Consider the following 14,651-nt stretch of genomic DNA (forward strand, 5'->3'; position numbering starts at 1 on the left):
ACAAGAAATAACCACAACAAAATATTGTTTTAGTTGTTAATTGACATAAATCAATACTATCATAGAGGATATTCGCTATATAATACGTAGCTCAACAAAATTCGAAAGTTAACACCAATTAACCACTAAGTGGACTAGGAGATAGTAATGATCCAAGGTATTCAAATCACTAAAGCAGCAAACGACGATCTACTGAACTCAATCTGGCTACTAGATAGCGAGAAGAACGAAGCGCGTTGTGTTGCAGCGACTGCAGGTTTTGAAGCAGACCAAGTTGTAGCGATCAACGAACTAGGCGAGTACGAAAGCCGTGAAGTCGCTATCGAGACTGCACCTCGCATCGAAGGTGGTCAACACCTGAACGTTAACGTTCTTAAGCGTGAAACTCTAGAAGACGCTGTTGCAAACCCAGAGAAGTACCCTCAGCTAACTATCCGCGTTTCTGGCTACGCAGTTCGTTTCAACTCGCTAACGACTGAACAACAACGTGACGTAATCGCTCGTACTTTCACTGAGTCTCTATAATTCTCAGTTAGTTATTTGAAAAAGGCGCTCAATGAGCGCCTTTTTTTGTATTAGGTCTACCCTACTTTATCCCGTGTAAGGTACATTAATCTCACTCCCCCCTACACCGAGTTCATATCATGCTATTGGAAGGCATCGAAACCTTACTGGTTTTGAGTAAAGCAAAGACGATGAGTCGAACTGGCAGCTTACTCTATATAAGCCAGTCAGCGGTTAGCAAACGAATAGCTAATCTTGAGAGTAAACTTGGCAAGAAGTTAATCGTGCCAGATGGTCGAAATGTTCAGCTCACTCAGGATGCAATCAATCTTATTGACAGCATTGGCCCAGCTTTCAATGAGCTTCAGGGGTTAATAAATGAGCAGCAAACGATGGCGGATCAAAGCCTGTTGCGATTGGACTGTTCTGAAACCTTAGTCGCGGGTTATCTCTCTACAATTATCGGCCGCCATTTCCAGCAAGACCCGTACTTAACACTGACCACCAACCACACGCCAAGAATCGTAGAAAATGTCCAATCAGGTAAGGCACACATCGGTGTTTGTGCTGGTCACATGCCAAAACAGAGTCACCTGATGCAATTCCACTTACTGGATGAACCATTTTCGATTGTGTTTAGCCACAAGCTTGAGGCGCTGCCCAAAACGATCATCACCAATGATCTCAATAACCCTGCTAATAGCTATCAGCTTGAGATCTTAGCCAGGTTGAACATAACGCCCATCATGGAAATGGACTCCTACTCTGCTGCCGCTCAGTTAGCCATTGAAGGGATAGCGCCCGCCTTGGTGCCGATTTCCGTCATTAAGGCGATGAAGATTGATCCTGAGCACTGCTCGCACTTTGAGCAGCTCACACCTCTATACCGACCAATCCATATTTGCTGTCGAGCCTCTTCTTATCAGAACCCGAGAATCAAATCAGTGATAACAGCCATTGCTGATGCTGTTCCCAAAGCAGCTTCAATGCCATTAGCATAGACATGGTGATCACCAGAGGGCGAATCCATTTTTGCCCTTTAGTTACCACTACCTTAGCGCCTAGTTGAGCACCAATAAATCCTCCTATCGCCATCACTAAGCCCAGCTCCCAAACAGGTAAACCAGCCAGAATAAAAAACAGCAGTGCGGCAATATTAGAAGTGAAGTTAAGCACCTTGGTACGCGCGGTTGCATCCACCAGAGAGAAATGACCTAAAGCGACAAAGCAAACCGTAAAGATGGAGCCTGTTCCCGGCCCGAAAAAACCGTCATAAAAGCCCACACCACTACCAACACTGAAAGCAAACATGGCTTCAGAGATCTTCGCTTCACCAGAGTGCTGCCTAGTTTTAGGCATCAGAAGAAAGTAGAGAGAAATAGCGACCAGTAAAATCGGTATCAGACTCGTCAGTACACCCGCATCTATATACTGCACGGCCTCGGCACCAACCGCCGAACCAATAAACGTACAAACAATAGCAAGACGCATCTCTTTAATACTGACGATGCCGTTACGAACGAAATACCAACTGGCTGAAAAGCTGCCAAATGAGCTTTGCAGCTTATTGGTCGCAAGAGCATGGGTTGGGGGAACACCCGCGGCCAGAAGCGCTGGTAGAGTTAATAAGCCACCGCCACCAGCCATAGCATCAATAAAGCCTGCTGCCGTAGCAACAAAGAAAAGAATCGTCAGTATTTCGAGTGTGAGTTCCATTGCCTATCAATTGGTTATCTATATCTTCCACTCAAAATATCACTAAGTTAATAATTCTTTTAGAGAAAGATTCGACTTTAACTCATTCCCAATTTTCAATAATGAACAGACAAAAAAGCCCGCTCAAAAGAGCGGGCAATGAGGTTGTCATATAGGCTCCGTTGCGAGCCTATTGATTGTTATTACGCTTCGTTCTCTGCTACTTTAGCGTGTAGCTCCTGAACTGAAGTTACCGACGTTTTAGCGTCAGCAGTGTGAGCCATACATACCGCAAATGCAGCATTCAAGGTTGTTGTGTAGTTCACTTTCTCAGCCAGCGCACCACGACGTAGTACTTTTGAATCCTCAATCGCTTGACGACCAGCAGCCGTGTTTACGATGTAGGTGTACTCGTTGTTCTTGATACGGTCAAGAATGTGTGGACGGCCTTCATGTACCTTGTTCACTAGACGTGGGTTGATACCTGCTTCGCCTAGGATGACTGCTGTACCGTGCGTTGCATCCAGTTGGTAACCAAGCTTAGTTAGCTTAGATGCCAGGTCTACGACACGCTGCTTATCGCCTTCACGAACAGACAGTAGTGCACGACCACCTTCTGGGTACACTGCGCCACAACCTAATTCCGCTTTCGCGTAAGCTTCTGCGAACGTTGCACCGACACCCATTACCTCACCAGTAGAGCGCATTTCTGGGCCTAACAGTGGGTCAACACCCGGGAACTTGTTGAACGGAAGTACCACTTCTTTCACTGAGTAGTAAGGTGGGATGATTTCTTTAGTAAAGCCCTGAGACTCTAGAGATTGACCCGCCATCACACGTGCAGCGATTTTCGCTAGTGGTGCGCCAGTTGCTTTAGATACGAATGGTACTGTTCGAGCAGCACGCGGGTTTACTTCGATTAGGTAAACTTCGTTATCTTTGACAGCGAACTGAGTGTTCATCAGACCACGTACACCAAGTTCGAAAGCTAGCTTCTCAACTTGCTCACGCATCTTATCCTGGATTTCCTGACTTAGTGTGTAAGCAGGTAATGAACATGCTGAGTCACCTGAGTGAACACCCGCTTGCTCGATATGCTCCATGATACCGCCGATTACTACGCGCTCACCGTCACAGATAGCATCGATATCTACTTCAGTTGCGTCGTCTAGGAAACGGTCTAGAAGAACTGGGGATTCGTTCGATACGCTCACTGCTTCGTTAAAGTAGCGACGTAGGTCTTGCTCGTCGTAGACGATTTCCATTGCGCGACCACCAAGTACGTATGAAGGACGCACAACAAGTGGGAAGCCAATTTCTTTCGACTTTTCAACCGCTTGCTCAATAGTCGTTACTGTCGCGTTTTCTGGTTGTAGAAGACCAAGACGGTCAACTGCTGCCTGGAAGCGCTCACGGTCTTCTGCACGGTCAATCGCATCAGGGCTGGTACCAATGATTGGCACACCTGCTGCTTCTAGAGCTCGAGCCAGTTTAAGTGGAGTCTGACCACCGTACTGAACGATAACGCCTTTTGGCTTCTCAACACGGACGATTGAAAGAACATCTTCAAGAGTTACAGGTTCAAAGTACAGACGGTCTGAAGTGTCGTAGTCAGTAGAAACTGTCTCAGGGTTACAGTTAACCATGATTGTTTCGTAACCATCTTCACGCAGTGCTAGTGAAGCGTGTACACAACAGTAGTCAAATTCAATACCTTGGCCGATACGGTTTGGACCACCGCCAAGAACCATGATCTTATCTTTGTCTGTCGGCTGCGCTTCACACTCTTCATCGTAAGATGAGTACATGTAAGCGGTGTCAGAAGAGAACTCAGCCGCACAAGTATCAACGCGTTTGTATACTGGGTGGATATCGTACTGGTCACGCAGGCGACGAATTTCGTTTTCAGATACACCAAGAATTGAAGATAGACGAGCATCTGAGAAACCTTTACGTTTCATCTTACGTAGCACATCTTCAGTCAAGCCAGCAAAACCGCCTGCCTTAACTTGGTTTTCCAGATTAACCAGTTCTTCAATCTGAACCAGGAACCAACGGTCAATTGCCGTTAGATTGAATACGCCATCTACTGACATACCTGCACGGAATGCGTCTGCGATGTACCAGATACGCTCAGCGCCAGCTTCTTTGAGTTCATGACGAATTGTTGTTAGTGCATCAGGCGCATCCAGATCAACCATTTCGTCAAAACCGTTGGCACCAACTTCAAGGCCACGAAGTGCTTTTTGTAGAGATTCTTGTTGGTTACGACCAATAGCCATAACCTCACCCACTGACTTCATCTGAGTCGTCAGACGGTCGTTAGCACCAGCAAATTTCTCGAAGTTAAAGCGAGGAATCTTAGTCACTACGTAGTCGATTGTTGGTTCGAATGATGCCGGAGTCGCACCACCAGTGATGTCGTTTTGTAGCTCATCAAGAGTGAAGCCAACTGCCAGTTTCGCTGCAATCTTAGCGATTGGGAAACCTGTTGCTTTAGAAGCAAGAGCAGAAGAACGAGATACACGTGGGTTCATCTCGATGATAACCATACGGCCATCTTTCGGGTTAATACCAAACTGTACGTTTGAACCACCTGTCTCAACACCGATTTCGCGCAATACCGCTAGAGATGCGTTACGCATCAACTGGTATTCTTTATCAGTCAGAGTCTGTGCTGGTGCTACTGTAATTGAGTCACCAGTGTGGATGCCCATTGGGTCGAAGTTTTCGATAGAACATACGATGATACAGTTGTCCGCTTTGTCACGAACCACTTCCATCTCATACTCTTTCCAACCGATTAGTGATTCATCGATTAGAAGTTCGTTAGTTGGCGACAGGTCCAGACCACGACGACAAATCTCTTCGAACTCTTCTTTGTTATAAGCGATACCACCACCAGTACCACCCATAGTGAATGACGGACGGATGATACATGGGAAGCCAACCATATCGAGAACGCCATAAGCTTCTTCCATGCTCTTCGCTGTATCAGCACGAGGACACTCAAGGCCGATAGACTTCATCGCTTTATCGAAACGAGAACGGTCTTCTGCTTTGTCGATTGCGTCCGCTGTTGCACCAATCATTTCTACGCCGAACTCTGCAAGTACGCCGTGTTTCTCAAGGTCTAGTGCACAGTTAAGAGCAGTCTGACCACCCATTGTTGGTAGTACTGCATCTGGGCGCTCTTTCTCGATGATCTTACGAACAACTTCCCATTGGATTGGTTCGATGTAAGTTGCATCCGCCATGTCCGGGTCAGTCATGATGGTCGCAGGGTTAGAGTTAACAAGAATTACTCGGTAACCCTCTTCACGCAGTGCTTTACATGCTTGTGCACCAGAGTAGTCAAACTCACATGCCTGACCAATAACAATCGGGCCTGCACCTAGAATTAGAATACTTTTTAAGTCAGTACGTTTTGGCATTCTCTACTACTCCGAATTAAGCGCTGTGTTGTTTGATTAGTTCGATAAAGTGGTCAAATAGCGGAGCCGCGTCGTGTGGACCTGGGCTTGCTTCTGGGTGACCTTGGAAGCTAAATGCTGGCTTATCTGTGCGGTGGATACCTTGTAGAGAGCCATCAAATAGTGACACGTGAGTTGCACGTAGGTTCTCAGGCAGTGTCGCTTCATCAGCTGCGAAACCATGGTTCTGAGAAGTAATCATTACAACGTTGCGATCCAAGTCTTTAACCGGGTGGTTTGCACCGTGGTGACCAAACTTCATCTTCACTGTCTTAGCACCTGACGCCAGAGCCAGGATTTGGTGCCCCAGACAGATACCAAAGATTGGCAGGCCTTTCTCTAGGAATACTTTTGTTGCTTCAATTGCGTAAGTACATGGTTCTGGGTCACCAGGGCCATTCGATAGGAATACGCCATCTGGGTTTAGAGCCAATACTTCTTCTGCACTTGTTTCTGCAGGTACAACCGTTAGGCGGCAGCCTCGGTCAACAAGCATGCGCAGGATGTTACGTTTCGCTCCGAAGTCGTAGGCAACAACGTGATATGGCAACTCGCTGTCGTCTTGCGCTTCAGGAAGTCCACCCTCAAGCGTCCACGAACCTTGTTTCCATTGATACGCTTCTTTTGTTGTAACTTCTTTCGCAAGGTCCATACCTTTTAGGCCAGGGAATTCTTTCGCTTTAGCCAGAGCTAGAGCCTCGTCTAAGTTGTTACCTGCAACGATACAACCGTTCTGTGCACCTTTCTCACGCAGGATGCGCGTAAGTTTACGCGTATCGATATCAGCGATGCCGACGATATTTTGCGACTTAAGGTAATCAGAAAGAGTTTGTTCGTTACGGAAGTTAGAAGCGATAAGAGGAAGATCGCGAATCACAAGGCCTTGTGCGTGGATTGAAGAAGATTCTTCGTCTTCGGTATTAGTACCGGTATTGCCAATGTGAGGATAAGTAAGGGTGACGATCTGTTGTGAATAGGAAGGATCAGTGAGGATTTCTTGGTACCCCGTCATCGAGGTATTAAAAACAACTTCACCAACGGATGTACCATCTGCTCCAATGGAAACACCGCGGAACACTGTCCCATCTTCTAGGACTAACAGTGCTGATTTACTCAAGACAACCTCCAGAATAAAAATGCAAAAATAATAAATTTAACTGCAAATTTGCCTTCCATGGCGCAATAAAAAAGCGCGAATAGGTATTTTAGACAAATTGGCGGTATTTTAATTAGGCTTGAGCACAGTGTCAACATGAGGGTGAAAATAAATTTATAATTTATAGCAGTTAAAACCAAAAACAGTTTTAGACTGCCAAAAAAGCAAGTTTAGTTGCGATTGCCAAACCAGATTGACCCAGTTAGAAAATTCCCACTAATTGTAATGCTTTTCAGATCACACTTTTTTATTCACAATTTGCGCAAACGTTGCACAACAAAAGTTTAATGCGATTTATAAGCACTTCAAATAAAAAACACATCGTAACCACCATAAATAACACCAAACAATTGCATTTTAGCCACTACTGTTAAGGGTATAGTAAACGCTATTTTATCGCAGATATAAAAAACGCCGGGCAAGCCCAGCGCATAATTATTTATTCTTAGCTATATAAGTTGGCAAAGGTTAGCCAAATCAACACTCATTAGAGTTCATTGAGGCCAAGTACATCCGTCATGGTGTAAAATCCTGCTGGCTTTTCTTTTAGCCATACAGCTGCCTTTACAGCACCATTTGCGAAGGTCATTCTGTCAGTCGCTTTGTGGGTGATCTCCACACGTTCACCAATATCGGCAAACATAGCGGTATGCTCACCAATGATGTCACCCGCACGAATGGTCGCGAAACCAATTTCATCTTTAGTACGTTCACCCGTAATGCCTTCACGAGCATAAACCGCAACATCATTGAGCTTGTTGCCCATAGCGTCAGCAATCGCTTCGCCCATGCCGATAGCGGTACCAGACGGTGCATCAACCTTATGACGGTGGTGCGCTTCAACAATTTCGATATCGCAGTAGTCACCCATTACCTTCGCCGCTTTTTCCAACAGCTTGAATACCAGGTTAACGCCCACTGAGTAGTTTGGAGCCATGACAACAGGAACTTCTTTGGCGATGCTGTCGATCTGTGCACGCTCTTCATCCGAAAAGCCAGTCGTACCAATCACAATGCTTTTACCGTGCTGGCGGCATAACTCTAGGTTTGCCAGAGTACTAACAGGGGCTGTGAAATCGATGATTACATCGAACTGCTCGATATCTTTGGCAAGATCATCAGTGACAACAACGTCAAATTTACCTTCACCACATAACTCACCTAAATCTACACCGACAAGTGATGACTCCGGGCGCTCTGACCCAGCGGCGACGGATGCGTTCTCATTGTTGTACGTTGCTTTGACTAGGTTACGTCCCATACGGCCCGCTGCACCTGCAACTGCAATTCTTACCATTACGCTGTTCTCCATTCTTTCAAACCTGCGAATTCGCAGCTATTCCAATCTGTTTCAATAAACTATCAACATTCGCCATCAGTGGCTAGAGTCTAAGCAAACTCTTTTACTACTCGCTCTAAAATCGGCACGTTAGCTTCTGGGAAGGCATAGTCCGCAAGTTGCTTGATATCGACCCACTCACCTTGCTGACCCTCTTTACCATAAGGCTGGCCTTCAAACTGGGTCACTGTGATGAAATCAAACTTAAGCGCCTTATCTGAGTAATCAAACTCTAGATGTTCAAACAATTGCTGTTCGGTGGTGGTAATACCTATCTCTTCTTCTAACTCACGCACCATCGCCTGCTGGATAGTTTCACCTTGCTCCACTTTGCCACCAGGAAACTCCCAAAAGCCTCCTTTGTGTTTGTCATCGGGACGCTTAGTAATAAACACCTGAGACTTATCTTGATTGAAGATAATTCCTGCCACGATATGAATTCGTTTCATCAGACTTCCTATTTACTTTCCATTGTCATGCCCTGCATTGAGGCTGACTATTGCTGAGATAACCATTAGATACAAAAAGAGCCGCCTAAGCGACTCTTATTTAAACCTTGTTTGAGGCAAAGCTGTAATGGTTGAGAACAAGGAGGCGACGCGGAGTTTACGTGAGTAAATGAGCATCGCCGACACAGTTATCAGCCTTTACGGCAAAGCATCAACCGATTTTGCCGTGACACTGCTTATACTTTTTACCACTTCCGCATGGGCAAGGCTCGTTACGACCAACTTTACGCTCTTCACGTACCATTGGCTGATGCGCTTGTGACTCTTCTTCGCCATCCGCTAGTTGGTTTTCTGCAGATGCGTGTTGAGCTTGTGCACGACGTGCCGCTTCTTCTGCCTGAGCTCGACGTTGCTCTTCCATGCGCTCAACTTCTTCTTGCTGCTGAACACGTACTTTAGACAGAATTGTGATTACGTCAGACTTAAGTGCATCCAGAAGACCTTCGAATAGTTCAAACGATTCACGCTTGTACTCTTGTTTAGGGTTCTTCTGAGCGTAGCCACGCAGGTGGATACCTTGACGTAGGTGATCCATCGCTGCCAGATGCTCTTTCCACAGCGTATCAAGTGTTTGCAGCATGACAGATTTCTCGAAGTTACGTAGCACTTGCTCGCCAACCACTTCTTCTTTCTGTTTGTATACTGCTACTGCTGTATCAAGAATTTTCTCGCGTAGTGCTTCTTCGTATAGCTTGTCGTCTTCTTCAAGCCATTGCTTGATTGGTGCATCAAGATCGAAATCGTTCTTCAGACGCTCCTGAAGGCCTTCAACATCCCACATATCTTCCAGAGATTGTGGCGGAATGTACTCATCAATTGTTGCAGTAAGAACGTCAGCACGGTTTTGTTCGATCATTTCACTGATGTCTTCAACACTCATCAGTTCATCACGAAGTTCGTACACCACTTTACGCTGATCGTTTGCAACGTCATCGTACTCAAGTAGCTGCTTACGAATATCGAAGTTGCGACCTTCAACTTTACGCTGCGCTTTTTCAATTGAACGAGATAGCATCTTCGATTCAATTGCTTCGCCTTCATCCATACCGCTTTGAATCAAGCTAGCCATACGATCTGAAGTAAAGATACGTAGCAGAGAGTCTTCCATCGATAGGTAGAAGCGTGATGAACCTGCATCACCCTGACGACCTGAACGACCACGAAGCTGGTTATCGATACGACGAGATTCGTGACGCTCTGTACCGATAATGTGTAGACCACCTGCATCCAGAACTTGGTCATGAACCACTTTCCATTCAGCTTTGATCGCATTAATCTGCTCTTGTGAAGGGTTTTGTAGTGACTCCACTTTCGCTTGCCAGCTACCACCTAACACGATATCGGTACCACGACCGGCCATGTTGGTTGCGATGGTTACCGCACCTGGTGTACCCGCTTCAGCAACAATCTCTGCTTCACGCTCGTGGAACTTAGCGTTAAGTACGTTGTGCTTAATCTTAGCTTTCTTCAGTGCATTAGAAAGAAGTTCTGATTTCTCGATAGAAACCGTACCTACTAGCGAAGGCTGACCTTTTTCTACACGCTCTTTGATGTCTTCAATAATTGCGTTGAATTTTTCAACTTCAGTACGATAAACCACATCTGGCATATCGTTACGAATCATTGGTTTGTTGGTTGGAATAACCACAGTTTCCAAGCCGTAGATAGACTGGAACTCGAATGCTTCAGTATCTGCAGTACCTGTCATACCAGACAGTTTTTCGTACAGACGGAAGTAGTTCTGGAATGTGATAGATGCAAGAGTCTGGTTCTCGTTCTGAATCTTAACACCTTCTTTCGCTTCTACCGCTTGGTGAAGGCCTTCAGACCAACGACGACCAGGCATAGTACGACCGGTATGTTCATCAACGATAACCACTTCACCATCTTCGTTAACGATGTAGTCTACGTTCTTTTCGAACAATACGTGTGCACGAAGTGCTGCGTTAACGTGATGCAGCAGGCTGATGTTTGCTGGTGAGTACAGAGTATCACCCTCTTCCATCAGACCGTTTTTGATCATTAGCTCTTCCACAAACTCCTGACCAGTTTCGGTCAAGTGAACTTGCTTGGATTTCTCGTCAACTGTGTAGTGACCATCGCCACGGTACTCTTCTGAATCTTCTTGATCCTGCTTTTGCAGATGAGGGATCAGAGTGTTGATGCGAGTGTAGAGTTCAGAACTGTCTTCAGCAGGACCTGAAATGATAAGTGGAGTACGAGCTTCATCGATTAGGATCGAGTCAACTTCATCGACTACTGCGAAGAAACGCTCACGTTGAACACGGTCTTCAGCGCGGAATGCCATGTTGTCACGCAGGTAGTCAAAACCAAACTCGTTGTTTGTACCGTAAAGGATATCCGCTTTGTAAGCTTCTTTCTTCTCAGGTGGAGCCATATTAGGCACGTTAATGCCGACTGACATACCTAAGAATTCAAATAGTGGGCGGTTAGTCTCCGCGTCACGTTTTGCCAGGTAGTCGTTGACTGTAACGACGTGAACGCCTTTACCTGGTAGTGCATTCAGGTAAGCAGGTAAGGTTGCAGTTAGTGTTTTACCTTCACCAGTACGCATCTCTGCGATTTGGCCTGCGTTCAGAACCATACCACCGATTAGCTGAACGTCGAAATGGCGCATGCCGTAAACACGCTTAGATGCTTCACGCACTGTAGCAAATGCTTCAGGTAGTAGCTTATCTAAGGTTTCACCCTGTTCTAAACGCTGACGGAACTCGACAGTTTTCGCTTTTAGCTCTTCATCAGACAGAGCTTCAAATGTCGGTTCGTAATTATTAATCTCTTTTACAATTTTTCTCAGGCGGCGCAGTGTTCTGTCATTGCGACTGCCAATTACCTTTGTCAGTAGCTTAGTTATCATTTGCTATGAATCTCTCTTTATTTAGATCGGGCCCGATCTATTTCAATGCCTTCAGTCTCTAACAGTTTTTTACTAAGAATACTGAGATAAATCACGTAACTCAGATATTGAGATGAGAACGTTAGATTTCAAGGCTTATATCACTATAAGTGGCGCATAGTTTATGAAATTTTGCCCCTGACAACCAATAACAAGGTGATTTGTTTGAAGCATTCTTTATTTTTTGAGGTTATATGATGGAAGTTTATTCGGACCTAGCTCTATCTTCGTCCCAGCCCTTTGACTAAAATAGAGCTGTATATCGAACTTGAGGCTCATTATGAGAGACCATCGCCCTACGTTAGGCGACGAAATAATTGCCGAATCACGCCTTTCTCAGCTCCAACAGCATGCGAAAGAGATCATGATGATCAATAAAGAATTAAAGGCGATCTTACCCAGAGGTGCGGAAGATCATTGCCGGGTGGCAAATATTCGCGACAATCAATTGATCCTTGAGGTCGCAAGCGCAGCGATCAAAATGAAGATTGACTATGATCGTTTGCACATCCTTAACCAACTACGTGCTAAAGGCTTTGCTCGCCTTATTGGTGTCACTGTCCAGATAAACCCGGAACTCTATCGAAGTCGTGAAGAGAAAAAAGAGCTATCCAAGCCTCGCGACCCTATCTCTGAAACAGCCGCTCAGTATTTAGAAATGATTGCTAGTGGTGCCTCACCTAAAGTTAAGGCTCGTTTGGAGAGCTTAGCGAAACTTGCTAAGAAAGATTAATTTTATTGCAGACATAAAAAAAGCCAGACTAACGTCTGGCTTTTTTATCAAACTTTTTACGCTAGAACCATGTTAGGCTCAGCAAAAGCAACAGGTGATGTTGCCTCTTCTTCGAAGGTTACCCACTCCCAAGCTTCTTGATCTGCGAGAACAGAACGTAGAAGTTGGTTATTCAGACCGTGGCCTGATTTGAATGCACGGAACTCACCGATAATTGGATGGCCACACATGTACAGGTCACCAATCGCATCAAGCACTTTGTGCGTAACAAATTCGTTTTCGAAGCGCAGACCTTCTTCATTAAGAATACGGTACTCATCCAGTACGATAGCGTTATCAAAGCTACCACCTAATACTAGGTTCTGTGATTGAAGGTATTCAATGTCACGCATGAAACCAAACGTACGTGCACGTGAGATCTCTTTAACGAAACCTTGTGAAGAGAAGTCAAACAGCAGGTGCTGCTCGTCTGCATCAATCGCTGGGTGGTTGAATTCAATTTCAAAGTCCATGCGGAAACCATTGAAAGGAACAAACTCAGCCCACTTATCACCATCTTCAAAACGCACAGGTTTCTTGATACGGATAAAACGTTTAAGTGCATTTTGCTCTTCAACGCCAGCTTGTTGCAGTAAGAATACAAATGGGCTCGCACTACCGTCCATAATTGGAATCTCAGGAGCATCTACTTCAACAACAATGTTGTCGATGCCCATACCAGCAAGAGCCGCGTTTAGGTGCTCTACGGTAGAGATGCGTACGCCTTCGTCATTAACCAGTGCTGTACATAGCATGGTATCGCGAACTGATTCTGGATCCGCTGGAAAATCAACCGGTGGATTTACGTCGGTACGACGGTACACAATGCCTGTATTTGCAGCGGCTGGGCGAAGAGTAAGTGTCACTTTACGACCAGAGTGGAGACCCACACCAGTTGTTTTCACTATTTCTTTCAGAGTACGTTGTCTGATCATCTACTTTGCCTCAGTAAAAATGCTACAAATCACGGTCAATGGCGATATTGACCGTGCATGCTACCACAAAATTGAACAGTGTCAAATTGCGTTGTATTAGTCAGCTTGACGACGTAAGAAGGCCGGGATATCCAAATAGCCGCTTTCTTTATCCGCTTTCGGTGCTGCACTTTGTCCTGCACTCGAGCCAGATGGCGCTGAAGTCGTTGGCTGAGGAGTTACCTGTGGTTTTTCTTGCAAAGTTGGTGCCGCTTTTTCTTCCACTTTATTGACAGTCGGTTGTTGTGCCGGCGCCGTTTGTGGTTGAGTTTGTGGCTGAGCAACTGGCGCAACTTTCGCCTTGCCGCCCGCAACTAGCGTAATATCAGGTTTCTTCTCGTTGCCAATACCAGTAGCAACAACTGTTACGCGAATTTCATCTGCCATATCAGGGTCTAGTGACGTACCGATAACAACCGTAGCGTTATCTGATGCAAAAGCTTTCACTGTATTACCTACAGTTTCAAACTCGTCTAGACGCATATCTAGACCCGCAGTGATGTTAACAAGAACACCACGTGCGCCAGCTAGATCGATATCTTCAAGTAGCGGGCTTGAAATAGCCATTTCTGCCGCTTCTTCTGCACGATCTTCACCTTTTGCAACACCACTACCCATCATAGCGTGACCCATCTCAGACATAACTGTACGTACGTCTGCAAAGTCGACGTTAATCATGCCAGGACGAGTAATAAGCTCTGCAATACCCTGAACTGCATTCTTCAATACATCGTTCGCACTCGCAAAGGCTTCAAGTAGTGTAATACCGCGACCAAGCACTTTAAGAAGCTTTTCATTTGGAATCGTAATAAGTGAATCCACATGTTTAGAAAGCTCTTCAATGCCTTGCTCAGCAAAAGCTAAACGCTTTTTACCTTCAAAGCTAAATGGCTTAGTAACAACAGCAACAGTCAGAATGTTCAGCTCTCGAGCTACTTCTGCAATTACTGGGGCTGCACCTGTACCAGTACCACCACCCATACCAGCTGCGATAAATACCATATCGGCACCACTCAGCTCTTCTTTAATGCGATCGCGATCTTCGAGAGCTGCGTCACGGCCAACTTGTGGGTTCGCACCAGCACCAAGTCCTTTTGTGATATCACCACCAATTTGAATAACGCTATTCACGCTGGTTTTACGAAGTGCCTGAGCATCAGTATTAATACTAATAAACTCAACACCTTCGATGGATTCACGTACCATGTGTTCAACGGCGTTACCGCCACCGCCACCAACCCCAACGACTTTAATTACTGCATCGTCAGACATTTCCATCATCGGTTCAAACATGTGTTATCTCCGTTTTTCC

General features: G+C 45.6%; 11 protein-coding genes. 3 read left to right on the top strand and 8 right to left on the bottom strand.

Translation table 11 applies throughout. From position 1 onward, the window contains the following. Positions 1-147 precede the first annotated feature (147 nt). Positions 148-525, top strand: a complete 378-nt coding sequence (grcA, locus tag RH46_RS00005) for an autonomous glycyl radical cofactor GrcA (RefSeq protein ID WP_006877330.1) — start codon at positions 148-150, stop codon at positions 523-525. Between the two features lie 119 nt (positions 526-644). Then, positions 645-1,505: a LysR family transcriptional regulator gene (locus RH46_RS00010; RefSeq protein ID WP_006877331.1), complete on the top strand. Its 861-nt coding sequence runs from the start codon at positions 645-647 to the stop codon at positions 1,503-1,505. Here RH46_RS00010 and RH46_RS00015 read toward each other — a convergent pair. The 6 genes from RH46_RS00015 to secA all read right to left on the bottom strand — a co-directional run bounded on the left by RH46_RS00015 (position 1,441) and on the right by secA (position 11,554). Next, positions 1,441-2,220, bottom strand: a complete 780-nt coding sequence (locus RH46_RS00015; protein WP_006877332.1) for a TSUP family transporter — start codon at positions 2,218-2,220, stop codon at positions 1,441-1,443. The genes RH46_RS00010 and RH46_RS00015 overlap by 65 nt on opposite strands. Before the next feature lie 182 nt (positions 2,221-2,402). Then, positions 2,403-5,633: a carbamoyl-phosphate synthase large subunit gene (gene carB / locus RH46_RS00020; protein ID WP_006877333.1), complete on the bottom strand. Its 3,231-nt coding sequence runs from the start codon at positions 5,631-5,633 to the stop codon at positions 2,403-2,405. A 16-nt stretch (positions 5,634-5,649) separates the two neighbouring features. Beyond that, positions 5,650-6,789: a glutamine-hydrolyzing carbamoyl-phosphate synthase small subunit gene (gene carA, locus RH46_RS00025; protein WP_006877334.1), complete on the bottom strand. Its 1,140-nt coding sequence runs from the start codon at positions 6,787-6,789 to the stop codon at positions 5,650-5,652. A gap of 526 nt (positions 6,790-7,315) precedes the next feature. Beyond that, positions 7,316-8,125: a 4-hydroxy-tetrahydrodipicolinate reductase gene (dapB, locus tag RH46_RS00030; protein ID WP_006877335.1), complete on the bottom strand. Its 810-nt coding sequence runs from the start codon at positions 8,123-8,125 to the stop codon at positions 7,316-7,318. Between the two features lie 92 nt (positions 8,126-8,217). Continuing rightward, on the bottom strand, positions 8,218-8,616 hold the full coding sequence (mutT, locus tag RH46_RS00035) for an 8-oxo-dGTP diphosphatase MutT (protein ID WP_006877336.1): 399 nt from the start codon (positions 8,614-8,616) through the stop codon (positions 8,218-8,220). 211 nt (positions 8,617-8,827) lie between these two features. Then, on the bottom strand, positions 8,828-11,554 hold the full coding sequence (gene secA, locus RH46_RS00040; RefSeq protein ID WP_006877337.1) for a preprotein translocase subunit SecA: 2,727 nt from the start codon (positions 11,552-11,554) through the stop codon (positions 8,828-8,830). Between the two features lie 319 nt (positions 11,555-11,873). Here secA and RH46_RS00045 point away from each other — a divergent pair, with 319 nt between their 5' ends. Then, entirely contained in the window at positions 11,874-12,326 is a 453-nt protein-coding gene (locus RH46_RS00045) for a DUF721 domain-containing protein (RefSeq protein WP_006877338.1), read from the top strand. A gap of 56 nt (positions 12,327-12,382) precedes the next feature. Here the strand turns inward: RH46_RS00045 and lpxC are convergent, their stop codons facing one another. Together lpxC and ftsZ are read right to left on the bottom strand one after the other, a co-directional pair. Next, on the bottom strand, positions 12,383-13,300 hold the full coding sequence (lpxC, locus tag RH46_RS00050; RefSeq protein WP_006877339.1) for a UDP-3-O-acyl-N-acetylglucosamine deacetylase: 918 nt from the start codon (positions 13,298-13,300) through the stop codon (positions 12,383-12,385). A gap of 96 nt (positions 13,301-13,396) precedes the next feature. After that, positions 13,397-14,632, bottom strand: coding sequence for a cell division protein FtsZ (gene ftsZ / locus RH46_RS00055; protein WP_006877340.1), 1,236 nt, complete (start codon positions 14,630-14,632; stop codon positions 13,397-13,399). Positions 14,633-14,651: the final 19 nt, after the last annotated feature.

The sequence above is a fragment of the Vibrio brasiliensis LMG 20546 genome (genome assembly GCF_000189255.1).
In the GTDB taxonomy this organism is placed as follows: domain Bacteria; phylum Pseudomonadota; class Gammaproteobacteria; order Enterobacterales; family Vibrionaceae; genus Vibrio; species Vibrio brasiliensis.

What these genes read in the sequence shown, in the direction of transcription:
- grcA (WP_006877330.1), top strand. Translation starts at nt 148, where the DNA reads ATGATCCAAGGTATTCAAATCACTAAAGCAGCAAACGACGATCTACTG.
- RH46_RS00010 (WP_006877331.1), top strand. Translation starts at nt 645, where the DNA reads ATGCTATTGGAAGGCATCGAAACCTTACTGGTTTTGAGTAAAGCAAAG.
- RH46_RS00015 (WP_006877332.1), bottom strand. Translation starts at nt 2,220, where the DNA reads ATGGAACTCACACTCGAAATACTGACGATTCTTTTCTTTGTTGCTACG.
- carB (WP_006877333.1), bottom strand. Translation starts at nt 5,633, where the DNA reads ATGCCAAAACGTACTGACTTAAAAAGTATTCTAATTCTAGGTGCAGGC.
- dapB (WP_006877335.1), bottom strand. Translation starts at nt 8,125, where the DNA reads ATGGTAAGAATTGCAGTTGCAGGTGCAGCGGGCCGTATGGGACGTAAC.
- mutT (WP_006877336.1), bottom strand. Translation starts at nt 8,616, where the DNA reads ATGAAACGAATTCATATCGTGGCAGGAATTATCTTCAATCAAGATAAG.
- secA (WP_006877337.1), bottom strand. Translation starts at nt 11,554, where the DNA reads ATGATAACTAAGCTACTGACAAAGGTAATTGGCAGTCGCAATGACAGA.
- RH46_RS00045 (WP_006877338.1), top strand. Translation starts at nt 11,874, where the DNA reads ATGAGAGACCATCGCCCTACGTTAGGCGACGAAATAATTGCCGAATCA.
- lpxC (WP_006877339.1), bottom strand. Translation starts at nt 13,300, where the DNA reads ATGATCAGACAACGTACTCTGAAAGAAATAGTGAAAACAACTGGTGTG.
- ftsZ (WP_006877340.1), bottom strand. Translation starts at nt 14,632, where the DNA reads ATGTTTGAACCGATGATGGAAATGTCTGACGATGCAGTAATTAAAGTC.